Origin of the sequence: Hydrogenovibrio marinus (genome assembly GCF_013340845.1) — a bacterium.
Classification (GTDB): domain Bacteria; phylum Pseudomonadota; class Gammaproteobacteria; order Thiomicrospirales; family Thiomicrospiraceae; genus Hydrogenovibrio; species Hydrogenovibrio marinus.
This window is the reverse complement of sequence record NZ_AP020335.1, coordinates 2,319,560-2,344,202: the sequence shown is the minus strand read 5'-3', so window position 1 is coordinate 2,344,202 and position 24,643 is coordinate 2,319,560. Positions and strand designations below refer to the sequence as shown.

The following is a 24,643-nucleotide window of genomic DNA, read 5'->3' as shown; positions in this document are numbered from 1 at the left end:
ATCATACAAGAAAAAAATAAGGAAAAATATATACAAAAAGTAGGGTTAATTAATTTTTTGTTAGGTGAGATGAGGCGCGATATGCTAAACGTGTTTAAAATAGATAGCAACAAAATATGCCTGGAACCCTTGAAAACAAAATATTTGACTATATTTTGAAGGTATTCAGATTAAAGAGATTAAAGAGATTGAACGGATTATGGAGTATAAAGATTATTACGAAATTTTGGGGGTAGAGCGAAGCGCTAGTGAAGCGGAAGTCAAAAAGGCTTTCCGAAAACTGGCGGCGAAATACCACCCGGATAAGCCTTCAGGTGATGAAGCCAAGTTCAAGGAGATTAACGAGGCGTACGAAGTGCTTGGCGATAAGGAAAAACGCCAGATGTACGACCAATTAGGGCCGAATTACCACAATGGTCAAAACTTCCAGCCACCGCCAGGCTTTGACGAAATGTTTGGTGGGTTTGGCGGGTTTGGTGGTGCACAAGGTGCCGGTGCCAGCGGTTTTTCAGACTTTTTTGATTCGTTGTTCGGCGGCGGATTCCAACAGACAGGTGGTCGTGGTGGGTTCGGCGGTAGACACCAACAGTTTCAGCAAAAAGGTGAAGACCAGACTGTAAAAGTATTGGTATCGCTTGAAGATGCTGTGCATGGAGCGGAAAAGTCTTTAACGATTCAGATGCCGATGCAGGGACGACAAGGCGGTTTTTCGCATCAGCCTAAGAGTTTGAAGGTCAGAATTCCAGCAGGAGTGAAACAAGGTTCTCGTATTCGTCTGACAGGTCAAGGTCTGCCAGGGTACGGCGGCGGGCCAAATGGTGACCTGTATCTGGAAGTGGACTTGCAAAACCATCCTTTGTTTAAGGTTGATGGCGATGATGTGATCTTGAATCTACCCTTAACGCCTTGGGAAGCTGCATTGGGAACCAAAGTTGAAGTTCCGACTTTGAAAGGGAAGGTAGCGATGAGTATTCCTGCGGGAACACAGTCGGGCGCCAAACTACGTATCAAAGGGCGAGGCCTTGGTAAAGCTGAAAAGGCGGGAAATCAGTATGTTTCAATTCAGATTCATACACCACCGGCAGATACTGAAGAAGCCAAAGCTTTTTACGAAAAAATGGCGGAAACGCTGCCATTTAATCCTAGACATCATTTCTAAATTAACCGAGAGCCCTAAATTTTTAGGGCTTCTTTTGGTGCAAAGGTTGAAATTTCACACGAACTTTCTTATATTCAATGCCACTTGTCTTATTTTTACGTATTTAGGTGTGTACAGTGAATCCATGCTCCGTTGATCTTGAGCAAAGTTATTCTTTCCGAGTGCCATGTTTGTTCAGCTTCCATCACAAGGAGGAGGTCTTAAAAGGACTTAACCTTGGTATTGGTGGGTTTGCCTTGGCATACCCTATTGCGGATGATGGTACCTTTCATTTTTATCGAGGCCAAACTCTGAAGAATTGCTATATTCAAGTCGAAGGGGAAACCATCTATTTCTCAAAAGTGAATGTTTGCTGGTTGGATATTTCAGACGATGGTCTGGTGTATGGCATCAAGATTTCCAGCATTATTGCGCCAGAAAAAGAAAAATATGAAGCGACCTATGAAAAGGTGTTGGCGCATTATCGAGAAAATGGCGTGTTGTCGATTTCAGAACGAGAAGCGCTCAAAAACTTTTCAAGCTGAGAACCGGGCACTTCTCTACAAGGACGGTTTACTTTTGCACTAGCGGAAAGCTATCGAACTGAACACCTTGCCAGCCAGTTGTCATGAAGTTGCGGATATTGCCGTGACTGTCGCCTACTGGATCCTGTAGAACCTCTTCGGTATAAAACTTACCAAAAGCATTTAAGGTGGCTTGTTGCGACAGTTGGTTCATTTGACCAAATGCCAAAAGCTTACAAGAACCATTATTGGTGTTTTCTTCATTTACTTGTTCGCCATTCACGAAACGCGTTGGCGTAAAGTCATAATTAGTATCAATGACCTGCATCACTTTATTAAAATCGACCGGATTTTGGTTTAGTTTTTCAATTAGTTGTTGAGGTGTCATAGCTTTTCCTTGAGTGTTAAGGAGATATTCTGGAATTTATAAAGGGCATATTTTACTTGGAAAGCCAGTAAGCGAGTCCAAATTTACCCCCAACCTGGTAGATTTTATTTGCGAGGCGAGAGGGAATCGTTAGAATGTTTTTAGTTAAAAATGATTCGGCTTAGATTTTACGGAAAGGAACATCATGAAAAGACGCGATTTTATCGGCGCTCTGGCGGGCGCAACGGCAACTACAGCATTAACCGCTTGCGGTCAGCAAGAGTCAGCAGCGCCTGCGGCAGCAAAGCCGATGGAAACAGTACATTGGAAAATGGTGACCACTTGGCCGAAGAATTTCCCTGGCTTGGGAACGGGGGCGAACCGTGTGGCTGAGCTGATCAATCAGATGTCTGGTGGGCGCATTGACGTCAAAGTTTATGGTGCGGGCGAATTAGTCGGTGCATTTGAAGTATTCGACGCGGTTTCCAGTGGACATGCGCAACTTGGACATGCTGGTGCCTATTACTGGAAGGGTAAGATTCCTTCGGCAGTGTTCTTTTCGACAGTGCCATTCGGCTTAACCGCAGATGAAATGAATGCATGGCTCTATAACGGCGGCGGGTTGAAACTATGGGAAGAAGCCTATAAGCCATTCGGTCTTGTGCCAAATCCCGCGGGGAATACCGGAACGCAAATGGGGGGGTGGTTCAATAAAGAAATCAACTCTCTGGAAGATTTGAAAGGTTTGAAAATGCGCATGCCTGGTTTGGGTGGCGAAGTGCTGAAAAAAGCGGGCGCGATTCCGGTTTCTCTACCGGGGGGTGAGATTTTTCCTTCACTGCAATCTGGTGCGATTGATGCGACCGAGTGGGTAGGGCCTTATAATGACTTGGCATTCGGTTTCTATAAAGTGACCAAATACTATTACACACCGGGGTGGCATGAGCCAGGAACCACCATGGAGTGTATGATTAACGAGAAAGCATTCAATGCGTTGCCGGACGATCTGAAAAGTATCGTGCGCAATGCCATGAAAGTGGCAAACTTGGAAATGCTGTCTGAATACACGGCGCGAAATGAAGAAGCTCTGCAAACGCTGATCGAGAAACACAATGTTGAGTTGCGTCATTTCCCGGATGAAGTATTGAAAGAACTGAAAAAATTGTCTTCAGAAGTGATTGAAGCTGAGGCCGCTTCTGATCCGTTGTCGTCAAAAGTGTGGGCGTCGCAAAAAGCCTTTATGAAGCAGGTCACTCAATGGACGAATGTCGGCGAAGGTGCTTTTATCCGCGCTAGAAATTTGTAAACTTTTATTCGTAAATTTAACCATTAACGCCAAATTACAGAAAAACCATACAAAAAATGTACAAAACTACCCGTTTGGGTAGTTACCATGCTTTGCTGGTTTCTGTAATCTATAACCGTTGACTTTAGAGTACTGACGCAAGTATATGGAAGTATTTGTGTTAGTGCTCTAGTTTACGACCTCCTTGCTATTGGAAACCTAGAAATTAGTGCGTGTTTTAGGCGGATCGGTAGCAAGGACTTTTTTTCCTACCTGTTTATATTCCAATTTCTACTTTCTATCTGATACCACTTTGGTGTCTTGAATTTTCCCTTGAATCACTTTCAAATAGCCTAGCATTTGATCGGTGTCCCAGATATTGCCAGCGTTGATGCTATAGCGAATCATCCCATTTCTATCAACTAAGAAACTTGATGGAAAAGCAAATACTTTCCATTTGGAAGCCACTTCGCCTTTTTCATCCAGCAGTACTGGAAAATCGACAGCAACTTTTTCAGTAAAAGGTTTGACGACAGATTTCGGCTCCCTGTAAGACACCGAAACCATTGCGAAATGGTTGGCATCCAATTGGCTTAAGGCGCGGTTCATCGATGGGATTTCTTCAACACAATGTGGACACCAAGTCGCCCAGAAGTTAATCAGCAAGGCCTTACCTTTATAGTCTTTTTTCACATCGATTTTATTGCCATCTAGGTCACGCAACACGATATCGCTTGGCATAGGGATGGGGGGATCAAAACGTTTCATTCCACGGACAACGGTACTCACTGGAGGGTTCTTCAACGCTTCAGAAGCCTCAAGCTTGGCAATGTGATAGCCGATTTTAGTGGCTTGTTTTTGTTGTTGGGCAACACCTTTTATAATCGCATCGGCAGTGACTTTTGCCATTTTGCGCATATTGTTGAAATGGAATTCGCCATCCGTACTGCCTTTCAGCATTACGGTATGCACCAAGCAGCCGCCAGAACGCAGGGCAAAGAGACTTTTATGCACTTCATTTGTCAAAGCGCCTCGTTCAGCAAGAATCAGGGTGATCGGTAATGCCGTTGCACTGGCGATAGGAAATAGTTGGCGCTCAGTACCGGCAACCGGAACCCCAACATACAGGTTCGGGAACATCAATACCACACTTTTCAAACGATTTCTTTTTGCTTTGTCGTCAGTGTCGACTTGCCATTCCCGAATGCCGCGCAGTGTCGGAACTGATGCAGATTCAAGCGAGATGACGACCACTTGTTTGTAGTGTTGAGTCGCAAAATCCAGCATGGCTGCCATAAAACCACCTTTTAGGTTTCGCAAGGCTGTTTTGGTTCTAGGGATAAACATGGCATCTGGTGTGTCGAGATACCAGACGGTTCCCGTTTGACTCAAGTGTTGAGCGAGTAGTGCCGTGCCGTCGTTCGGTGGATAGGAGTTGCCAATCCAGATATAGACACGCTTTTCATCCTGAGGCGTTTTCGACTCAACATTGGTGACGGTCAGTGTATCGCCATTCGGCAGATTTAGGTCTTTGGTCGGCAAGCTATTCCATAAAGCGTAGTCATGATGATTCAGAGGTTTGAGATTTTTATCCGTCTCAGTTTGTGCAAGTGTCACCATGGATGCCGAGAGTAAAAGCAGAGAAATTACCCCATTGAATAGGCGGGAGTGCAAATGTTTGTGCAAAAGGATTTTGAAAGAATTGAACGCCATAGTGGTTCCTTAACACCTTTCAAGTTCGTAAACTGTAATGGTCATTATCGTTTATTATAAGACTTTAAATGGCTACTGCGAGAAAAGCTTGATCTCAAAGGATTGAAATATCCTGCCAATAAGGGCAGAAACGAGAACAGCAAGTAAAAGTGAGAAGTTAGAGGGAAAGGTGATGAGAAATCTAGGTGTTTTGAAAGCAATGACATTGATGATTGGGTTAACTGTTTTGTCGGGTTGTGCCACTATCAAGATCGGGCCTAATTATGATGAGCCTTTGAAGCAACAGGTAATCGAATCCAAACCGGGTGCGACTGGTAAGGTCTTGTTGATCAATATCCAAGGCGTGATTTCCGATCAGCAGCACGAAGGATTTTTTGGTGCCTCTCCAAGTCTGTTAGACCGAGTGATGATGCAACTGAAGTTGGCTGAAAAGAACAAAAGCATCAAAACCGTTTTGCTTAAAATCAACAGCCCAGGTGGTGGTGTGACCACCAGTGACATCCTTTATCATGAGTTGATGGCCTTCAAGAAGCGTACAGGCAAGAAAATCTATGTTCAGATGATGGATGTGACTGCTTCGGGGGGGTACTACATCTCCATGGCCGCAGACCACATTCAGGCACATCCGACAACGGTCACGGGATCAGTAGGGGTAATTACCATCCTTCCTGAGATTGTTGATTTAACGAAAAAAATCGGTGTTGAAGTCAAAACTTATAAAACCGGACCGATGAAAGATACTGGTTCACCATTCCGAAAATTCACGCCTGCGGATGATGCTGAAATGCAGTCTATGGTCGATCAAATGGCACAGCGTTTTTACCATATTGTACAGTCATCTCGCCATCTATCACCTCAAGCAATGAAAGAGGTCGAAACGGCGAGAGTTTATGTCGGTGAAGAGGCGCTTAAAGCCGGTTTGGTTGATTCACTAGGTTACCTGTCGGACGCGGTCAATCAGGCTTGTAATTTGGGTGGTGACAAGACCTGTGATTTGGTAAGTTACCGCTTTGAAACCAATGTTAACGCCACATCTTACAGCCCAACCATGCAGGCGCAAACCAAGCCGATAGAAATGAATCTGATGAAAACCGGGTTGTTGGATTCTGCGCTGTCATTGAAGCCTGGTTCTTATTATCTTTACTTGCCTTGAGGTAGGAAGCTTCTTTTAACCCCTCACTCTTTCCGTTTCGGCTTTGAACGGCCAAAAGTTTGGTATGGTACGTGCTAATGCTTAACGGAATAAAAATAGTACATTTAGTGAGGGTTTAATGTTTTCAGGATTCGGCAACGGAAAATTAAAAAAAGAATTGGCTCAAGCGCAAAAACAGCTGGCAGCCGTAGTTGCAGAAAAAGCAATTTGTGAAGAAAAAATAGTCACTCTTGAAGGGGAATTATCAAAAGTCCCTTCCACATCTAGTTCAGAGCCATGCGGTGAAGGCGTTTACTCAAAAGACGTAACAAAATCATTATTTGAATCGATCGACTTCTACGCTGAAGGCGTGCGTAAATTTCAAGCCAGCATGAATCTGTTGGGATCTAACCTCTCTCATGGACGTGAAGACATTATCAGCTCTCTGTCTGTTTCTAAGGAGGCGCAAAAAGGACTTCAGCAAATTACCGGGGGCGTCAGTACTTTAAGTCGTGCGGCAATTGAAACGTCTGACTCGGTGTCGACATTGGAACAACGCGCGGAAGAAATCGGCGGTATTGTTTCTTTGATTGAGGATATTTCAGAACAAACCAATTTATTGGCGTTGAATGCGGCAATCGAAGCGGCAAGAGCCGGTGATGCTGGTCGAGGCTTTGCTGTTGTGGCAGATGAAGTCCGTGTTTTGTCTTCTAAGACGGCTCAGGCAACGTCGGATATTTCTAAACTGGTGTCCGTTATCCAGTCAGAAGTCAAAGGAGCTCAAGGTCAGATGATCAGTTTATCGAGTGAGGCTTCCAACCTGAAAAATCAGAGTGAAGCAGCGGGCGATAGCATTTCCAAGCTCATTAATGCCAACAAAGATATGGAAGGGGTGATTTCCGCAGGCGCATTGCGAAGCTTTACCAGTGCCGCTAAAGTTGATCATATGGTTTACAAAATGGACATCTATAAGGTGTACATGGGGCTTTCTAATCTGAAAAGTACAGATTTGAGTGATTATAAATCCTGCCGATTGGGTAAATGGTATTACGAGGGCGAAGGGGTGCAGTTCTACGCTAGGCTGGATGGTTATTCACAACTGGAAGCAGCGCATATTGAAGTTCACCAAGCAGGAAATCGTGCATTGGAGCTTTATGAGCTGGGGGATTATGCACAGGGTGTGCAGTTATTGAAAGCAATGGAAGATGCCAGTGAACGTGTTCAGCAAGCGTTGGAAAAGATTGCGATTTCAGCAGAAGCCGACAGTAGCGCACTGTGTTTATCAAGTAATGAAGCGTCTTTCGACGCTTAAATATCACTGAATAGCACGGTCGAGAGCAATTTGCTTTCAGGGCCGTGCTGTTGTTGGCCATTCAGTTTGTATGCTTAGCTTTTAGAGCGTGGTCCGCTAGGACGTTTGGCTTTGTTTTTCAAACGTCGTTTCGGAGCGCCAGCATCTTTAACTTTGGCAATGCTCAATTGTCGGCCACATACCCATGCGTTTTTCAAATCATTGAAAACGTCTTTTGGCATTTGGTCTGGCAGATCGACAAGACTGTAGTTGTCTTCAATTACCAATTTCTGGATATATTCACCATCCAAGCCAGCTTCGTTAGCGATACAGCCGATAATGTTACCTGGCTTCACGCCGTGATTACGGCCAACTTCAATACGGAAGCGCTCCATACCTTCATTTGGCTCGGCTTGACGGTTACGACCTTTGTTGGCGCCACGATCATTACGAGAATCACGACCACCACGGTCATTACGGGAATCACGACCACCACGTTCCGGACGGTCATCGAACTGCGCTTGTTTGATTGGCTTGTCGTCTAGGAAGAATGGAACATCTCCTTGAAGAATTTTTGCCAAACCAGCGGCAATCTCGACTGCAGGAATGTTGTGTTCCGATTCTATGCTTTCGATCATTTCCTGATAAAGCTTCAAATCACCTTCTTGCACTGCATTGACGACTTTATCTTTAAAGCGAAGGATACGGTTTTGGTTGATGTCTTTGGTTGACGGCAACTCCATCGGTGTGATTTTTTTGTTGGTGGTTTGTTCAATAGAACGCAACAAACGTCTTTCACGTGGCGCAACAAATAGAATTGCCGTTCCGCTACGACCTGCACGACCAGTACGACCGATACGGTGAACATAAGATTCGTTATCGTAAGGAATATCGTAGTTGATAACATGGCTGATACGCTCTACGTCCAGTCCACGAGCAACAACGTCAGTAGCGATCAGAATATCTAGCTTACCGGCTTTTAGTTGGTCAACAATACGCTCGCGCTGGTTTTGCGCAATGTCACCATTCAAGGCAGCGGCAGCATAACCACGAGCTTCAAGCTTTTCAGCCAGTTCAACGGTCGCAGTTTTGGTGCGGACGAAAATGATAATACCGTCAAACTCTTCTGCTTCCAAAATACGCGTCAACGCGTCTAGCTTATGTAAGCCACTGACCAACCAGTATTTTTGGTCGATAGTTGAAGCTGTTGAAGTCTTTTGCTTGATGATGACTTCGCTAGGATTGTTAAGGTAAGTATTGGCAATACGGTGAATTTCTTTCGGCATAGTTGCAGAAAATAGCGCGATTTGGCGAGAAGCAGGTGTGTGCTTCAAGATCCACTCGACATCGTCGATAAAGCCCATGCGAAGCATTTCATCTGCTTCATCCAGAACCATATTGGTGATACCGTCAAGTTTCAATGTGCCTTTTTTGATGTGATCCATCACACGGCCAGGAGTACCAACCACAACATGCACACCGCGTTTTAGTGCGCGAATCTGACCGGAATATTCCGAGCCACCGTAAATCGGTAGAACATGCAGGTCTTTGATATTGCGTGAAAAGGTTTGGAAGGCTTCCGCTACTTGGATTGCCAACTCACGAGTCGGTGCGAGCACCAACACTTGAGGGTCTTTTTGTTTCAAATTGATTTTCGACAGGATCGGTAATGCAAAGGCAGCGGTTTTACCCGTACCAGTTTGTGCCATACCAAGAATGTCGCCGCCTTTCAAAATGGCAGGAATGGCTTGTGCTTGAATCGGTGATGGTGTTTCGTAGCCGATTTCGCTCAGTGTTTTTAAAATGGGTGTGGCAAGACCTAGGTCTTCAAACTTAATGTCTGTATTCATGATTTTCCCTAAATGGATGTTTTGGATATCGGCAGCGTTTCATTTGTCATGCGCTGCTTGCGAGATGTCCTGAATATACATTCCATAAGGTACTAGGCTAATTCTGTTTGTGATTATTACGTACAGAGGACAGGAAAGTTCTGTCAGAGCAAGTTAGTCTTGACGGTGGCCGCCCACATTACTAGGTCACCAATTATATTCTGGACATGGGGTTGGTCATTTTTTTGGCAATTATCTTGCCGGTTCAATCGGTTTTTAATCCCAAATGAGCAACCACGCGGTATTGTACTCGAAATTTCGCTAAGGTATTCAAATTTATTGGAAATTTGGCAAAATTGTGGAAATAGCGGTTACCTCAACCTGGCAGATTTTATGCGGAGTGCGCTCGAGAGTTGGATGGCATGACATAGCGGCCTTCAAAGTCTGAGGCTGGAATCGGCTGACTGAAGAAATAGCCTTGCAGCATGATGTCCTCTTTTTTGCTGATGAGGCTGTCGACCTGCTGTTGTGTTTCGATGCCTTCGGCAACCAATTTAAGGTTTTTACTTTGCGCCAGTTGGATGATGGAGTTGACGATAGCTTCATCATCCGGGTTTTCCCGTAAGTGATGAATAAACGACTGGTCGATTTTCAACTCATGAATCGGTAATTTCTGCAAATAACTGAGCGAAGAGTAACCGGTACCGAAGTCATCAATTGAGATCTCAAAGCCTAGGGAAACCAAATGTTGTATTTTCTGCATCGCTAGCTTGGCGTTTTTGATAAGTACGCCTTCGGTCAATTCCAAAGTGACATTTCTTGGGTTCACCTGAGTGAATTTCACCAGCCCGATAATGATTTCAATAAAGCTCTGCTCGTGGAACTGTACTGGACTGATGTTGACGGCAATGCGGAAATCGGGACGGTTTTTGTTCCAGGCTTTGATTTGTAAGAATGCTTTATGCAATACCCAAAGACCGATTTTGATGATTTGTCGTCCCTCTTCCGCAACTGGGATGAACTTGGATGGTGATACTGCCCCCAATACCGGATGGAACCAACGGATAAGGGTTTCGGCTGACACGGCATTACCGTTTCCGTCCACTTGAGGTTGGAAGAATATCTGGAACTCTTCATCCATTTCTGAGTGGTTTAAGGCTTCGATCAGTTCGAGACGTTTTTGCGCTTTTTCAATCAGAGAGGTATCAAACAAAAATGCTTGATTTCCACCTTGTTTTTTCGCTTCAAACATCGCCATATCCGCAAAGCTCAAGATTTGGTCGGCGGCATAATCCAGCTCTTCGCTGATTGGGAAAATGCAGCTTCCGATACTGGCGGAGGTGTGGACCGAGCCTTGCGGCAGTTGGTAGCGTCCATGAATGGCATCAATCATTTCTTCCGAAAACCTTTCGACTTCTTCCTTGACGGTTTGTCTGTCTTGGTTGTTCGAATGATAAAGAATGGCGAAGTTGCTTCCATCCAGTCGAGCTAGAGTTGTGTCATGGGGTAACTGGGATAGTTTCTGGCTGACTTTTTCCGCAACCTGTATCAGCAGGTCATCACCGGCACGGTGTCCGAAAGTATCGTTAATGATCTTAACGCCATCCAAACCGATATAGAGCAATGCATGCTGGCTTTGGTTGACCTCAGCTTGCGTAATGGCAGATTCAATTAAGTCATGCAATAAAGACTTGTTGGCAAGTCCGGTCAGGCGGTCGTAATACGAGAGTTTCTCGATGGTCGCTTGCGCCTCTTCCTGTTCGGTGAGGTCCTGTAGCAACCCAATAAAATGCTCGATATTGTTTTTAGGATCGACCAGCATGGAAATGCTCAGTTGCGCTTTAAACTGTTCGTCCGTTTCCGTGAAGATTTCCACCTCTCCCGCCCAGTGGTGCTGGCTGAGCAGTGTCGACATCACCTTGTCGAACGGCATTTGTAATGAAACCTGTTTTTTCAACCAGTCAATATAGGTCAAAGAAGATAACGTACTCGCATCCAGTCCGGTCAGGTTCAGAAAGGCATCATTTGGATGAGTGATGAATCCGCTACTGCTGGTGATGAATTGCCCGGTATGGTTGGCATTCATCAGTTTTTGTTGTGCATCGGCTCGGCGCTCCCAGGATTTGTCCGACAAGCTCAATAGCCAATAAAGTCGATTATTGAAGTCGATGCGACCCAGGTGTAGGGTGACTGGTAGAGAATTGTTGGAAGGGGATTTTAGCCAGAGTTGAGGCGAGACATGGTTGTCGCCATCGGCATTCGCGCAGGATGTTAACCACTCCAGTAGCGGGAATCGAAGCCCTTTGCGTTTTTCTTCATAAAGGCGGAACATGTCCGATGTCAAAGTATTGGTATCGGCTTCGCGATGAAAGCAACCGTAGCGCTCCAAAGTCTGATTGACCATGACCACCTCGAATTTTTCGGAAAGCAGTACCACACCCTTTTCCGAGTGATTGAGGATTTTTAAAGCGTCCTCAAAAGAAAGGGTCTGTTGTAAGCGGTTTTCAATCGATTGGCTATGGATTGTCATTCAAGTTTTGCGTCATTCAGTTTGCATGGTATGCACCGATTAATACCAGTAATATTAGCCGATTTAGGGGGAATAATGGAATGAATATTTTGTTTTGTTATGGAAAGATCCAATAAACTACCCGAAAGAAAAGATCGTTAAGTGTGAAAAAAACGCTCTTCAAAGGCGGTTGCTTCAAGTGGTTTGCTGAAGTGGAACCCTTGGATCAGTAGCATGCCGCGCAGTGATTCCTGAATGTTTTTGAAGAACTCAACTTGCTCTCGCGTTTCGACCCCTTCGGCGACAATTTGCAGTTGTTTACTTTTCGCAAGGTTAAGAATGGTATCAATGATGGCGATATCTTCCTGACTGGCCGGAATACGGAAAACAAAGCTCTTATCGATTTTCAGCTCTCGAATAGGGAGTTTTTGGAAATAGCTCAGAGAGGAGTAACCTGTTCCGAAATCATCAATTGAGAACTTATAGCCCATTTCCTCGAGTGCAGCCATTTTGCGTAGCGCCAATTCCATTTCTGAAATCAGGATGCCCTCGGTGACTTCAAGAGTGATGAGTTCAGGCGAAACACCGGTTTCTTCCTGTAGATTTCTCAAACTGGCGACAAAGCTCGTCTCATGGAACTGAATAGGACTGATGTTGATGGACAGATTTTTCAAGCCATATTTCTCATGCCATTCTTTGGCTTTTAAGAAAGATTGGCGAATCACATACTGACCGATTTTGAGAATCTGACGACCGTCTTCTGCAATGGGAATGAATTCCGATGGGGATATTAATCCGAGAGTCGGGTGCTTCCATCGCACTAAGGCTTCGGCAGACACCAGCTCCTCATTCAGGTTGAATTGTGGTTGGAAGAAAAGTTCAAATTCCTCTTCAACGACCGCGTTATTCAATGAGCGTTCAAGGGCATGACGGTTTTGGATGCTTTCCGACAAGGTTTGGTCGTAAAAGTGTACACGATTGCGTCCGAGCTTCTTCGATTCGTACATTGCCATATCGGCAAACCCAATGAGTTCTTCCGGCGTTTCATGTTGGTGGAGTGGGAAACAACAAACACCGATACTGACTGAGTTTTTCAAGGTTTGGTCCATGATGAAATAGTCTTCACACAGCGCATCCATGACCTTGTTGCTCAAGGTGAGCGCATGTTGCGTTGCTAACTCCAGGCTGGGAGCATCCATATGTGTCAGGATAACGAACTCGTCACCTCCTAGACGGGCGATGGTGTCTTCGGCACGCAGGTGCTCTTTCAAACGGTAGGCAGTGGTTTTCAATAGTTCATCACCTGCGGTATGCCCAAAGGTGTCATTGGTGTTTTTGAAACGATCCAAATCCAAGAACATCAGGGCACTGTAAGTACGGTGACGCATGTGATGCAACAGAGTGTGCTCAAGGTGTTCAAGCAGCAGGCGGCGATTTGCAAGTCCGGTCAATTCATCATAAAAAGCTAGATACTCGACTTCTGCTTGTGCCTGCTTAATATCGGTGATGTCCTGCAAGGTACCAACATAGCACTCGATGTTGCGGTGGTTGTCGGTGATCATTGACAGGCTCAGCACGGCATAGAAAGTCGTGTCGGCGTTAGGGTGAACTTCCACCTCGCCGCTCCAACGACCATCTTCCAACAACGCACGGAGAACTTGTTCCTCGGAGGTTTTCAGTGTGAGCTGCTTTTGCATCCACGCCAGAATACTCATGGAGGACAGTTCTTCACGCATTAATCCGGTGTAAGCGGAAAATGCCATGTTGGGTCTTGTTATGTAGCCCTTGTCATTCGTGATGAACTGTCCATCAAAACTGTTTAGTGCGGCGTTTAGAATACGGTTTTTCTCGTCGGAATCTGCTTGCAAGCGACGATCATAAATCATCAACAGAATGGATGTGATTTGGTTGTTTTCATCAACAATCGGTTTTGCCGACAGTAGCAGAGGTTTCAAAGGGTGGTTGAAATCGACACGTTGCCAGACGAAGAATTCTTTTGGGTGCTTCGCAACACGACGGCAGATTTGCTGCAACCAATCTTTCAGTTTGAAGGTCAGGGTAGCTTTTTTGTTTTTGAACAGTGTCAGGTCGTCGAAAAAATGGTCTGGATCGTTGAAGAAATCGAGAAGAGAACGTGCTTGTTGGTTAATGACTTGAACAGAGAAATCCGGATTGAAAACAATCACGCCGTCATGTATCGATTCAATGATATCATCTTTTAGATGGCGCTCTTGCATCAAATACGACAAGTTATTGTCGCTATTGGAAATGTTCTGTTCGGAGTCTTGCATGTAATGTCTTTTTAATGGCGGTTAACGCATCCTTATCTTTTCGGCTTGTTATTTACCATAAATAACCGATGGCAGCCAAGTTGCCAACTCAGGCCATAGTGCAAGCAAAATGAGTACCGAAAGCTGAATCAAGATGAATGGAATTACCCCTTTGTAAATGTCCAAAGTCTTGACTGAAGCGGGTGCAACGCCTTTTAAATAAAAAAGTGCAAAGCCAAAAGGTGGGGTTAGAAAGGCAGTTTGCAGGTTAATGGCGATCATGATGCCTAACCAAATTGGGTCAACGCCCATCATAAATAGAACAGGGGCTACCACCGGCACGATGACGTACGTGATTTCGATGAAGTCCAAGAAGAACCCAAGTACGAACATCAACAACATCACAATCAGAATCGCAGTGAACTTACCGCCCGGCAGGTCATTTAGGAAGCCGGCAATCAGGTCATCGCCACCTAAACCTCTAAAGGTCAGTGAGAAGAATGCGGCTCCGATAAAAATCAGGAAGATCATGCTGGTGACTTGCAGGCTACCACGCATGACTTCTTGCAGAATGCCGACGGACAAACGTCTTTTCATTGCCGATAATAATATTGCACCCAACGCACCCAATGACGCTGCTTCAGTTGGGGTGGCGAAACCTCCCAGGATTGAACCGAGTACTAAAATGATCAACGCCAAAGGCGGTAGTAAGCTGTAAAGCACTCGTTTTCCAAAGCCGGGTTCCCGTGCGTTTTGTGCCAAGGCAGGTACTTTTTCGGGTTTGATGATGGCGGTGACGAAAACATACACCATGTAAAGCACAACCAATAGCATGCCAGGGAAAAGCGCACCGACAAACAGGTCACCCACTGACAGTGGTTCTGGCGAGAAAATACCTTGATTCAACTGTGCTTGTTGATATGCCGAAGACAGCACATCACCCAATAGAATCAGAATAATGGACGGTGGGATAATCTGTCCAAGTGTTCCTGAGGCACAAATTGTCCCGGTTGCCAGCTTAGGGCAGTAGCCTTGCTTGATCATGGTTGGCAGTGCCAGTAACCCCATGGTAACTACGGTTGCACCGACAATCCCGGTGCTAGCCGCCAGTAGCGCCCCCACCAGAATGACGGAAATACCCAAACCTCCTTTAAAGCCACGCATGACTTCGTCCATGGTTTGCAGTAGTTGTTCAGCGATTTTCGATTGCTCCAGCATGATACCCATGAATACGAATAAGGGTACGGCGAGCAGTGTCTGGTTGTTCATGATGCTGTAGATGCGGTTGGGAATGCTTTCCAGGAAAGCAGCGTCAAATGCGCCGAATGCGGTGGCCGCCAATGCGAACAGTAATGAGACGCCGGCAAGCGTCAAAGCCACTGGAAAACCGATCAACAGAAAAGCGAAAACCAGTACAAATAAGAGTAAAGACAAGTATTCCATCGTCAGACTTTACCCTCAATATGGTCTTGCGTACTGTCATCTTCAGCAGGCTCGCCTTGTACCAAGGTTAGGTAGGCTTTTGCAATCATCGACAACACTTGGAATATCAGCAGAATTGCCATGATCCAGATAACGGTTTTCAGTAGGTAAACATAAGGTAGTCCACCAGCTTCTGCCGAGGCTTCTTTGATTCGCCAGCTCACCAGAATATAGTGCGCGCTAGACCAAAGGATGAAAGTCAATGTCGGTAATGCGAACAGCAGCCCGCCCAGCAGATCAACCCAGGCTTTGCGGCGAGGTGAGAAGTTGTTGTAAAACACATCGACACGCACATGCTTGTCTTGCTGTAGGGTGTAAGCCATCCCGAGCATGAAAACGATAGCATGGTTATAGAGCACGACTTCTTGTAGCGCAATCGAGCCACTGTCAAAGCCATAACGTAAAATCACCACCGAAGCGGCAATCACCACTAAAGACAGTAATCCCCAGGCAATAAAGTGCCCAAAAGACTGTTGTGCTTTGTCCTGATAGTGAACGAGTCGGGAAAGCGATTGGTTAAAAGATGAGGAGGATGCATTCATGGCGCATATTTTACTTGGTTGCGCGCGCGTTTGCATTAGCGATTTTTTAATTTGAATTGATTAAACGATTTTGCAAGCTATTGGCAAGAAAGGGTTTTTCGAGAAAGTGATGAAAATCTGCCAGGTTGGGAGGATGCCAACCTGGCAAGCAAGCGCGCTATTGGATTTTCAAATAGGAATAGCCTTCAGATTCCAAAATGGCGATTTTAGCAACGCCGGATGGTGTCATCTGGATACCAGGATAGACTTTGCTTTTTGGCAAGTCTACATCGCTACGGGTTTTGTCACATAGCCAGACTTTGACGTCACGCACTTTTATCAGCGTCATCAAGCGGCCTTTCAATTCAGCACGGCGAGCATTCAATGCTTTGTCGGCAACATAAGGCGTGCCTTTCAAATCATCATCGGTGACAAAACGCAGACCATAACCGACAAACACCAATTGCACATCGGCATCCATCAATTGGCTGTCATAGTAGTTCAGGATGTTGTTGATGGAAGTCAGCGTTGCAGAATAGCGGGTCGGGTTTTTGAAGTCGACATGATAGACCACTTTTGCAGCATCATCGGCGGCTTGTGCCAAAGATGAAAAGCCTAGCGTCAGCATGGCAAATAGTGCGGCGAAAATGGAAAAACGGGTCGATCGAATCAAGTTAGATGCGCTTAGAACTCTCATTAAGTTCTCCTAGAAGTAGTAAGTTGTCCGTTATGGGTTTGTTTTGAGTGTTTGTTTTATTTTTAGGTCTCTTCTCTGCTATTGAATGCCAGATGCCATTAAAAATCAACCCGAGGTTTAGGATGGGATTTAGCGTAAATTCGCGCGTCCATGTGGTTGGTTGAAGTTTTGTACAGGGCCTTTTGGCACAATCAATGTCGGATTCAGCTTGTCGTGACTGCCATAGTAGTGGTGTTTGGTATGTTCAATATTCACCGTCTCGGCAATGCCTTTATGTTGATAGATATCGAGCAGGTATTCGAACAGATTCGGGTAGTCGACAATGCGTTTCAAGTTGCATTTGAAGTGCCCGAAGTAAACGGCGTCAAATCGAATCAAAGTGGTGAAGAGACGAATGTCCGCCTCGGTCAATTGTTCGCCGACCAGGTAGCGTTGCATGGTCAAGTTTTCTTCCAGCCAATCCAGTGTTTTAAAAACCTCTGTCACGGCACGCTCATAGGCCTTTTGACTGGTTGCAAACCCAGCACGGTAAACGCCGTTATTGAGAGTGTCATAAACACGTTGATTCACCGCGTCGATTTCATCGCGCAAAATCTCCGGGTAGTAATCTCCAGCACGTGCGCCAACGCCATCGAAAGCGGAGTTGAACATGCGGATGATTTCTGAAGACTCGTTGTTGACGGCAGTGTTGCGCTTTTTGTCCCAAAGCAAAGGCACGCTGGCAACGCCGGTGAAATCCGGTTTCGCTATGGTGTAAAGCTCATGCAATAGGCGTTTGTGGTTGACGGTGTCAGGAACCACGTCAGAGCCATCGTCGAATGTCCAACCGTCTTCATCGTTCATGAATGAGTTAACGACAGAGACGGAAATCATATCTTCCAACCCTTTGAGTTTACGGAAAATCAAAGCGCGATGCGCCCAAGGACAGGCGAGAGAAACATAGAGATGATAGCGTCCAGGTTCGGCTTCAAAGCCGCCTTCACCAGAAATACCGGGAGAACCATCGGGGGTGATCCAGTGGCGAAAAACGGATTCCAGGCGCTTGAATTCGCCTTTGGTGGTTTCGGTATCGTACCAAGTCGGAGACCATTTCCCGTTGATTAAAAAGCCCATCTTGCTATCCCTGTTGCTATTCTATTAAGTGTTTATAGTGCTTGAAGTCATGATTGGCAGAAGCCATCTGGCGACCCAACCTGGCAGATTTTGAGAGGCAGGTTGCTTTCACAACCTCCTCAACGTGGTCGTCTATAACTTGAATCAGAAACGACCACTTCGATAGTCATCAAACGCCTGACGAATTTCTTCCTGAGTGTTCATGACAAAAGGACCACCGCGAGCGATGGGTTCGTTCAAAGGTTGTCCCGAAATCAGTAAGAAACGAGCGCCTTCGCCTTGTGCCATGACCTTTAGGGTATCACCTTGTGACAGTACCGCCAAACTATTTGCCTTGGCAATACGCTGTTGCTCACCAACGGCAATTTGTCCAGTAATTACAAACAGCAGACTATTGTCGTTTGCTGACAGCGTTTGGGTAAAGTCGGTATCGGCCGGTAAAGAAATATCGAAGTAGGTTGGCTTAACCCAGTCATTGACGATTGGGCCTTGCGTTCCTTCATCAGTTTGTCCACTGATAACACGAACTTCCGTGCCATTGTCGCGAATTTCTACCGGCAGTTGTTCTGGATCGTAATCCTGATAATGCGGATCCTGCATTTTTGCATGGCTCGGCAGATTGATCCAAAGCTGAAAGCCGCGCATCGCACCATCGACCTGTTCGGGCATTTCAGAGTGAACAATGCCGCGACCTGCCGTCATCCACTGGATGCCGCCGGGTTTGAGCAATCCGTTATTGCCTAGGTTGTCTTCATGGCGCATGGTGCCTTCCAACATATAGGTCACGGTTTCAAACCCACGATGTGGGTGTGGCGGAAAGCCAGCGATGTAATCCTCCGGGTTTTCCGTTTCAAAGCGGTCAAGCATCAGAAATGGATCGAGCATACTGAGCTCCGGGCTGCCGATGACTCGCGTCAACTTCACACCCGCACCATCCGATGTCGGCATGCCGAGGCTCAGCATACGGATTTCTTTAGTTGTCATAACAAATTTTCCTGCTTTCAGTGGTGAGGGTTCACCACGTTATGTTTTAAAGCGTGTCTTTTGCCTGTTTTCTATTGTCCAAAGAACATGGTCCTGCGCCATGGTGAATCAAGGTTAAGAAACCACCGATGATCGCCATATTTTTCAAGAACATGATTTGTTGGATTTGGTCGGCAAAGTTGTTGTGGAAAATCAATGCCGCCAACAAAGTAAAGCCAGCCAATAAAAAAGCGGCAATACGCGTATGCCAACCGAATGCAATGGCTAAGCCACCCAAAACCTCAGTCAGGATCACTAATGGCAATAAGGCGCCGGGAACGCCCATGGCTTCCATGTAACCTTGCGTGCCGGTGTAGTTGGCAATTTTGCCAAGTCCTGCGATGATAAAAATGGCGGCGAGCATAACACGCCCTAATGGCGCAGAAAGTTTAATAAGTGAATCCATGATTTTCTCCTTAGATCAGTGAGTTAAGTTTTGCGTTGAGTCTATGATAGAGCTTGTTATCCATAAAAAAAACAAGCAAAATTACAACTTACTGTTGCTATTTTAAGAACAATGAGAGGCGATTGGATGATATGGGGCAGCTAGAAAAAATAGAGATATTCATTCGAGTCGTTGAAGCAGGCGGCATCGGTAAAGCGGCGGAGCAATTAAATATGGCGAAGTCAGCCGTCAGCCGTCGACTCAGTGAGTTGGAAGATGAATTGGGTGCAAAGTTAATTCATAGAACGACCCGATCATCTAATTTAACCGAGGCGGGCTTGCGTTTTTATGAAAAGGCGTTAGGCGTGGTGTCGGCATTCTCTGAGTTGACCCAGAGTGTCAATGTGGATGATCAGTCTTTGTCAGGTTCTTTAAGAATAGCGGTGCCGCTATCTTTTGGTATGTTGCATTTGACGAGGGTTTTTGATCAGTTTATGCGTGCCTATCCTGGGATTCATTTGGACATTGATTTTTCCGATGGTGAAGTCGACTTGATTAGTTCGGGATTCGATATGGCGATTCGCATATCGGATTTGAAGGATTCCAGTATGCAGGCAAGAAAGATTGCGCCGATTCGTTTTGGGTTGGTCGCCAGCCCTGAGTACCTTGAACAGCATGGCGCGCCTCAAAGCTTACAAGATCTCAAAAACCATCAATTATTAAAGTATGGAAATGATGGTATGAACTCATGGCGTCTGACGGATATCAATGGCGAAAAGCATGACATCAGCTTTTCCACTCGCTTGCAGGCCAACAATGGCGAGTTCCTAAAAGAGATGGCGAAAGCCGGTCATGGCATTGTGATGGAGCCAACTTTTATTATCTGGAAGGATTTGCAGTCCGGGTCGCTAGTGCCCGTGCTGGAAAACTACTATCGCCCAGAAATCTATGTTTACGCGGTTTACCCTCGTAACCGATTCGTGTCGAAAAAAACACGGATGATGATTGACTTCCTTTTGGATTATTTTAAGCAAGAAGCCTATTGGGATGCGCAATAGTTACTATAAAATGCACATTGCAGACGAGGAGTTGGCAAGCTACTTGCTGCTTGGCTGGTAAGGCAAGAAATCTATAAGGAAGAAATAGATGGTATCCTTCGACTTTAAACAACCTAGTATTCTTCGCAGAATGTTCTTGGTATTTCTCGGATTCGGCCTCGGGATGGGCGTCATATTTCCGATATTTGCGCATCTCTTCGTCATCTGGAAGCCAGGGATGTTGTGGTGGTTCGTGGTGGCATGTATTGCCGCCGGCGTGAGCATTGGTATTTTCAACTACTGGCTGCTTAACGTCATGTTGTTGAATCGCTTGAAACGTATTGGGGAAGTGGCAAACGCCATCAGCAATAACGACATCACCCACAAGTGCAGTCTCATCAGTAACGACTTCATCGGTGATATGGCTCAAAGCTTCAATGGTATGTCCAGCAACCTGCGTGATATGGTGAAGCGTATCGCTCAAGTGTCTGGTGAGTTGAATCGTGCATCGGACGAAATGGCGGCTGTCACCAGAGAAACCCAATCAGGCGTTGTCCGTCAGCAGGAAGGTACTCAGCAGGCGGCGCAAGTCATCGCTAAGATGTCTGCTACAGTGGTCGAGATGTCAAATAATACTCAAGCGGCATCCGAGGCGGCAAATGAGGCGAATATTGCCACCGAAAAAGGGTCAAGTGTCGTAAACAGTACCGTTTTGTCCATCAAGAAGCTTGCAGATGAGGTTGAAGAAACCGCAACGGTTATCCAACGTTTGAAAGAAGACAGCGAAAACATCGGTTCAGTGCTGGACGTTATCAAAGACATTGCCGAGCAAACCAATCTGTTGGCATTGAACGCTGCAATCGAAGCCGCAAGGGCTGGTGAGCACGGTCGTGGGTTTGCTGTGGTGGCGGATGAAGTTCGTGTCTTAGCAAGTAAAACGCAGGAATCAACTAAGCAAATCGAAGGAATGATCGAGAAGCTGCAATATGTTGCTTTGGAAGCGGTAGGCGTCATGAATCAGGGGCGTGAGCAAGCGCACAACAGTGTGTTGCAAGCTAACGAAGCGGGTGAAGCGCTGCAATCTATCGCTGAGGCGGTTAAAACCATCAATCAAATGAACAGCCAAATTGCGATTTTCGCTGCAAACCAACGTACTCAATCCGATGTGGTCAGCGACAACGTTCATCAAATTAATGATATTGCCCAAACCGTTGCGGATGGTGCGGCAAAAACTTCTGAGTCCAGTACTTTGGTTGGCAATTATGCGACCCAGTTGAGTAGCCTGATCGGCCAATTCAAGACAGACAAATAATCTATCAATATTTCATCTCCTGCATTTGCGGGAGATGTTCCTGTCACATTTCCTCAAAAACCTCGCTGAAAACGCGTTCAACCCCTCTGGGTAAAAGCCCACGGTGGTTAATAAGATTGTGTTAATCTATTTTCATAATTCGTCCGTGAGTTGAAGCAATGAGGAGTAACCTGGTGACATGACTGCCGAAATCTTTCAACCTTATCAAGAAGGCATCTTTCAGGAAGGTGCACGACATACCTATTTTCTCGAATATAAACTCGATTTCTCCAAAATTGATGCGGTGCGCCAAGCCATTGCCAAGTGTTTACAATCCCATCCAATAGATGAGGTGGTGATAGCGCGTTATCCCAAGGAAGCACTGAAAGTCCGAACCGTGGTGAGCTTTGGTAAACGTGCGTGGAAAGCCTTGGCTTCAGACAGCAAGATGCCCAAGGATTTGAAAGATTTTGAAACGCTTAGCGGGCAACAAGGGCACACTTCCCCATCGACACAACGAGATGTTTTTTTATGGCTTCAAGCGGATGACTTCTCGGTGCTGTACGATCAAGCGACTTGGATACAAAAGCAAATGAAATCGGTGGCGGAATTGGCATTTGAACAAGTGGGTTTTAATTATTATCACAGCCTCGACTTGATTGGCTTTGAAGATGGCACTGCTAACCCTAAAACCGATGAGTTGAGAGTGTCGGCAGCGGTTATTCCTGAAGGTCAGCCAGGTGCAGGCGGTAGTTTGGTGCTGAGTCAGAAATGGGTACATGATATGGATACCTGGTCTCAAGTGCCTTTGCACTGTCAGGAAGCGATTGTCGGTAGAACCAAACGGGCAAATGAAGAACTGGAAGGCGAGATGATGCCCGATGACTCGCATGTTAGTCGTACTGATTTGAAGGTAGATGGCGTGGCAATGAAGATTTTTCGTCGTTCAAGCGCATTTGGAAATCTCAGTGAGAAAGGACTGATGTTTCTGGCTTTTGGTTGCGAATTACGACGATTCTCGACGCAGCTGGACAGTATGTTCGGTTTGACGGAAGACGGAAAAATCGACCAAATTATCCGTTATTCCAAAGCAGTAACCGGAAGTTATTGGTTTGCACCATCGAAAGAGGATTTAGCAGAAGTATTTGAAACAGAAACGTTTTAACATTCTGGTTTTGCACTCTGCGGGTAATTAAAATATTCTGTACTTTTAAGTACCTTTCACATTATCACGAAAGATGCTGCTAGGAGGGCTAATGAGATTTTTCGATGCGCATGAGAAACATGAGTTTTCCGATCATTATGAACTTCTTGACCACTTGCCTATTGCAGTAGGAATAGTAGAGCTTAATGGTAAGGTCCGTTTTGCCAATAAACGTTTTGCGGAGCTGTTAAAGCGTGATCAGGCAAAGATGATTGGCGTCAATCAATCATCATTTCATCCCCAAGCTGATCAGAGTAAAAACCCATTTTCACAGCATGTCGAAGCCTTGACAAGAGGAGAGGTAATTTCTCTTGAGGCTGAGATGGTACGCGGTGATGACAAGATTGTTCCTGTCGAGATTACGGCTAACAAGATTGTTTGGCATGATGAGTCTTTGATGGTCGCTGCATTCTTTCCTATTGAAAAACGAAAAGAAGCATTAAGGCTGCTACAAGACAGTCAGCAGGAAATGACAGCGATTTTTGAAAACTCGCAAATCGGGATTTTAAAGGTTGATGGTGAGCGCAAAATTACAAGTTGTAACCGTGCTTTCATTAATATTGTTGGCGCCAACTCGGCGAAAGATGTAATTGGTTTATCCGTTCGACAATTCCATGTTTCAGAGGATGAGTTTGTGGAGTTTGGAAAGCTCTATGTACTGGTCAAGCAATTTCGGACACATCACGTTTATAATTTTCATATTCAATAGGACTCATGTCACCATTGCTTGTATGAAGCCTTTCTAAGTTGTAATAACGCATATACGCTTTCACATCGTCAATCATATGCTCATGGTTAGGTTGATGTACTTTGAGCAGCCAGTCATGCTTTAAACTGCCAAAGAACCTTTCAACCACGGCATTATCCCAACACGCGCCAACATCGCCCATTGAGGCTCGGATTTTGAATTGTTTCAGCTGCGCTCTAAATGCGTCACTGGTGTATTGTGATCCACGATCACTATGGAAGATCACCCCTTTGGGCGGCTTTCTAAGCCAGTAGGCTTGCTTGAGCGACTCAAGCACGAGTTCGGTGGTCATGCGCGGGCTGATTGACCAACCGATAATCCGGCGTGAGTACAAGTCCATCACCACGCTCAGGTATAGCCAACCCTGTGCGGTTTTTAAATAGGTGATATCACCGGCCCACACTTGATTCATGCCTGTGGGGTTAAAGTCCATGTTCACAAGGTTATCTGCCACAGCGTGGCTTGGGTCCCGTTTTGTGGTGACTTTGAATGCAACACGCTGTTCAACCTTTAGGTTTAAGATTTCCATTAACTTGATGACTTTGTGGCGCCCAACCTTAAAGCCTTCTTTACGTAATCGCTTCATCAGTTCTCGTGAACCGAGACTGTTTCGACTGGCTATAAAAAGGGCTTTAGCTCGCCGATACAGTCGCAGTTGTTCTTCGGTAATAATAGCCTTGGGACGCTTGATCCAATCGTAATAGCCGGAGCGGCTAAAACTCATCACCTTACAGCTTAATTTAACCGAGTAGCCTTCTTGCGCCAACGTATGGATAAACTCAAATCCTAGTGCATTTCTCGGGCGAAGAAGGCTGAGGCCTTTTTTAAAATGTCTTTTTCCATTCGAAGCCGCTTGTTTTCAGCTCGCAGCTTTTTGAGTTCTTCACGCTCATTATCGCTTAAGGCCGCACCATTGGTTTGCGCTTCAAGCTTGTCTTTCCACTTGTAAAGCAAGTTTGGATTAACGCCTAGCGCTTGCGCCGCTTCAGCAACGCTATAACCTTGTTCAGTGACAAGCGCGACCGCTTCTTGTTTAAATTCTTTGGTGTAAGTTTTATAAACTCGCTTCTGATTCATAACCACT

General features: G+C 45.7%; 21 protein-coding genes. 9 read left to right on the top strand and 12 right to left on the bottom strand.

The annotated features are described in order from the left end of the window. Positions 1–199: 199 nt before the first annotated feature. Positions 200–1,159, top strand: coding sequence for a DnaJ C-terminal domain-containing protein (locus HVMH_RS11090; protein WP_029911967.1), 960 nt, complete (start codon positions 200–202; stop codon positions 1,157–1,159). A 116-nt stretch (positions 1,160–1,275) separates the two neighbouring features. Beyond that, a complete protein-coding gene (locus tag HVMH_RS11085; RefSeq protein WP_029911970.1) occupies positions 1,276–1,683 on the top strand; it encodes a hypothetical protein in 408 nt (135 codons plus the stop codon). Positions 1,684–1,711: 28 nt separating this feature from the next. Here the strand turns inward: HVMH_RS11085 and HVMH_RS11080 are convergent, their stop codons facing one another. Then, positions 1,712–2,050 carry a HopJ type III effector protein gene (locus tag HVMH_RS11080; protein ID WP_029911972.1) on the bottom strand — a complete coding sequence of 113 codons (339 nt, stop codon included), beginning with the start codon at positions 2,048–2,050 and terminating at the stop codon, positions 1,712–1,714. Positions 2,051–2,234: 184 nt separating this feature from the next. On the opposite strand from HVMH_RS11080, the gene HVMH_RS11075 reads away from it, so the two are divergent. Continuing rightward, a complete protein-coding gene (locus tag HVMH_RS11075; protein ID WP_029911976.1) occupies positions 2,235–3,335 on the top strand; it encodes a TRAP transporter substrate-binding protein in 1,101 nt (366 codons plus the stop codon). 270 nt (positions 3,336–3,605) lie between these two features. Here the strand turns inward: HVMH_RS11075 and HVMH_RS11070 are convergent, their stop codons facing one another. Then, positions 3,606–5,027, bottom strand: a complete 1,422-nt coding sequence (locus HVMH_RS11070; protein WP_029911978.1) for a TlpA disulfide reductase family protein — start codon at positions 5,025–5,027, stop codon at positions 3,606–3,608. Between the two features lie 172 nt (positions 5,028–5,199). Between HVMH_RS11070 and sppA the strand changes: the two genes are divergently transcribed. Next, positions 5,200–6,180, top strand: a complete 981-nt coding sequence (gene sppA, locus HVMH_RS11065) for a signal peptide peptidase SppA (RefSeq protein ID WP_029911980.1) — start codon at positions 5,200–5,202, stop codon at positions 6,178–6,180. Between the two features lie 118 nt (positions 6,181–6,298). Further along, positions 6,299–7,471, top strand: coding sequence for a methyl-accepting chemotaxis protein (locus HVMH_RS11060; RefSeq protein WP_051623089.1), 1,173 nt, complete (start codon positions 6,299–6,301; stop codon positions 7,469–7,471). Between the two features lie 74 nt (positions 7,472–7,545). Here the strand turns inward: HVMH_RS11060 and HVMH_RS11055 are convergent, their stop codons facing one another. The 9 genes from HVMH_RS11055 to HVMH_RS11015 all read right to left on the bottom strand — a co-directional run bounded on the left by HVMH_RS11055 (position 7,546) and on the right by HVMH_RS11015 (position 19,300). Then, on the bottom strand, positions 7,546–9,300 hold the full coding sequence (locus HVMH_RS11055; protein ID WP_029911987.1) for a DEAD/DEAH box helicase: 1,755 nt from the start codon (positions 9,298–9,300) through the stop codon (positions 7,546–7,548). 370 nt (positions 9,301–9,670) lie between these two features. Further along, on the bottom strand, positions 9,671–11,809 hold the full coding sequence (locus HVMH_RS11050; protein WP_155837687.1) for a sensor domain-containing protein: 2,139 nt from the start codon (positions 11,807–11,809) through the stop codon (positions 9,671–9,673). A gap of 137 nt (positions 11,810–11,946) precedes the next feature. Further along, positions 11,947–14,079, bottom strand: coding sequence for a sensor domain-containing protein (locus HVMH_RS11045; RefSeq protein ID WP_029911995.1), 2,133 nt, complete (start codon positions 14,077–14,079; stop codon positions 11,947–11,949). 48 nt (positions 14,080–14,127) lie between these two features. Then, positions 14,128–15,501, bottom strand: coding sequence for a TRAP transporter large permease (locus tag HVMH_RS11040; RefSeq protein WP_029911999.1), 1,374 nt, complete (start codon positions 15,499–15,501; stop codon positions 14,128–14,130). 2 nt (positions 15,502–15,503) lie between these two features. Then, positions 15,504–16,082, bottom strand: a complete 579-nt coding sequence (locus tag HVMH_RS11035; RefSeq protein WP_051623091.1) for a TRAP transporter small permease subunit — start codon at positions 16,080–16,082, stop codon at positions 15,504–15,506. Between the two features lie 157 nt (positions 16,083–16,239). Then, on the bottom strand, positions 16,240–16,758 hold the full coding sequence (locus HVMH_RS11030; RefSeq protein ID WP_232087773.1) for a DsrE family protein: 519 nt from the start codon (positions 16,756–16,758) through the stop codon (positions 16,240–16,242). A 129-nt stretch (positions 16,759–16,887) separates the two neighbouring features. Next, positions 16,888–17,871, bottom strand: coding sequence for a glutathione S-transferase family protein (locus tag HVMH_RS11025; protein ID WP_029912009.1), 984 nt, complete (start codon positions 17,869–17,871; stop codon positions 16,888–16,890). Positions 17,872–18,015: 144 nt separating this feature from the next. Then, positions 18,016–18,855 (bottom strand): pirin family protein, encoded by an 840-nt coding sequence (locus HVMH_RS11020; RefSeq protein WP_029912015.1) that lies wholly within the window; start codon positions 18,853–18,855, stop codon positions 18,016–18,018. 46 nt (positions 18,856–18,901) lie between these two features. Next, positions 18,902–19,300: a DoxX family protein gene (locus HVMH_RS11015; RefSeq protein WP_029912017.1), complete on the bottom strand. Its 399-nt coding sequence runs from the start codon at positions 19,298–19,300 to the stop codon at positions 18,902–18,904. Positions 19,301–19,431: 131 nt separating this feature from the next. On the opposite strand from HVMH_RS11015, the gene HVMH_RS11010 reads away from it, so the two are divergent. The 4 genes from HVMH_RS11010 (at position 19,432) to HVMH_RS10995 (ending at position 23,520) form a co-directional block, all read left to right on the top strand. Beyond that, the gene (locus HVMH_RS11010) at positions 19,432–20,337 is read left to right on the top strand and encodes a LysR family transcriptional regulator (protein WP_029912018.1); all 906 of its coding nucleotides are present in this window, start codon (positions 19,432–19,434) and stop codon (positions 20,335–20,337) included. Between the two features lie 88 nt (positions 20,338–20,425). After that, positions 20,426–21,628, top strand: coding sequence for a methyl-accepting chemotaxis protein (locus tag HVMH_RS11005; RefSeq protein WP_029912019.1), 1,203 nt, complete (start codon positions 20,426–20,428; stop codon positions 21,626–21,628). Between the two features lie 178 nt (positions 21,629–21,806). Further along, the gene (locus HVMH_RS11000; RefSeq protein ID WP_051623092.1) at positions 21,807–22,772 is read left to right on the top strand and encodes a Dyp-type peroxidase; all 966 of its coding nucleotides are present in this window, start codon (positions 21,807–21,809) and stop codon (positions 22,770–22,772) included. Between the two features lie 91 nt (positions 22,773–22,863). Beyond that, on the top strand, positions 22,864–23,520 hold the full coding sequence (locus tag HVMH_RS10995) for a PAS domain-containing protein (RefSeq protein ID WP_029912027.1): 657 nt from the start codon (positions 22,864–22,866) through the stop codon (positions 23,518–23,520). Here HVMH_RS10995 and HVMH_RS10990 read toward each other — a convergent pair. Then, a protein-coding gene (locus HVMH_RS10990; RefSeq protein WP_155988733.1) for an IS3 family transposase occupies positions 23,474–24,636 on the bottom strand; the annotation gives its coding sequence in 2 pieces (ribosomal slippage) (positions 23,474–24,372 and positions 24,372–24,636; 1,164 coding nt in all). The genes HVMH_RS10995 and HVMH_RS10990 overlap by 47 nt on opposite strands. Between the last annotated feature and the right edge of the window lie 7 nt (positions 24,637–24,643).

Bases quoted from the DNA above. Each gene is read 5' to 3' on its own strand.
- HVMH_RS11045 (WP_029911995.1), bottom strand. From the start codon at position 14,079: ATGCAAGACTCCGAACAGAACATTTCCAATAGCGACAATAACTTGTCG.
- HVMH_RS11030 (WP_232087773.1), bottom strand. From the start codon at position 16,758: ATGAGAGTTCTAAGCGCATCTAACTTGATTCGATCGACCCGTTTTTCC.
- HVMH_RS11080 (WP_029911972.1), bottom strand. From the start codon at position 2,050: ATGACACCTCAACAACTAATTGAAAAACTAAACCAAAATCCGGTCGAT.
- HVMH_RS11000 (WP_051623092.1), top strand. From the start codon at position 21,807: ATGACTGCCGAAATCTTTCAACCTTATCAAGAAGGCATCTTTCAGGAA.
- HVMH_RS11040 (WP_029911999.1), bottom strand. From the start codon at position 15,501: ATGGAATACTTGTCTTTACTCTTATTTGTACTGGTTTTCGCTTTTCTG.
- HVMH_RS11005 (WP_029912019.1), top strand. From the start codon at position 20,426: ATGGTATCCTTCGACTTTAAACAACCTAGTATTCTTCGCAGAATGTTC.
- HVMH_RS10995 (WP_029912027.1), top strand. From the start codon at position 22,864: ATGAGATTTTTCGATGCGCATGAGAAACATGAGTTTTCCGATCATTAT.
- HVMH_RS11025 (WP_029912009.1), bottom strand. From the start codon at position 17,871: ATGGGCTTTTTAATCAACGGGAAATGGTCTCCGACTTGGTACGATACC.
- HVMH_RS11060 (WP_051623089.1), top strand. From the start codon at position 6,299: ATGTTTTCAGGATTCGGCAACGGAAAATTAAAAAAAGAATTGGCTCAA.
- HVMH_RS11090 (WP_029911967.1), top strand. From the start codon at position 200: ATGGAGTATAAAGATTATTACGAAATTTTGGGGGTAGAGCGAAGCGCT.
- HVMH_RS11075 (WP_029911976.1), top strand. From the start codon at position 2,235: ATGAAAAGACGCGATTTTATCGGCGCTCTGGCGGGCGCAACGGCAACT.
- HVMH_RS11015 (WP_029912017.1), bottom strand. From the start codon at position 19,300: ATGGATTCACTTATTAAACTTTCTGCGCCATTAGGGCGTGTTATGCTC.
- HVMH_RS11020 (WP_029912015.1), bottom strand. From the start codon at position 18,855: ATGACAACTAAAGAAATCCGTATGCTGAGCCTCGGCATGCCGACATCG.
- HVMH_RS11055 (WP_029911987.1), bottom strand. From the start codon at position 9,300: ATGAATACAGACATTAAGTTTGAAGACCTAGGTCTTGCCACACCCATT.
- HVMH_RS11035 (WP_051623091.1), bottom strand. From the start codon at position 16,082: ATGAATGCATCCTCCTCATCTTTTAACCAATCGCTTTCCCGACTCGTT.
- HVMH_RS11010 (WP_029912018.1), top strand. From the start codon at position 19,432: ATGGGGCAGCTAGAAAAAATAGAGATATTCATTCGAGTCGTTGAAGCA.
- HVMH_RS11070 (WP_029911978.1), bottom strand. From the start codon at position 5,027: ATGGCGTTCAATTCTTTCAAAATCCTTTTGCACAAACATTTGCACTCC.
- sppA (WP_029911980.1), top strand. From the start codon at position 5,200: ATGAGAAATCTAGGTGTTTTGAAAGCAATGACATTGATGATTGGGTTA.
- HVMH_RS11050 (WP_155837687.1), bottom strand. From the start codon at position 11,809: ATGACAATCCATAGCCAATCGATTGAAAACCGCTTACAACAGACCCTT.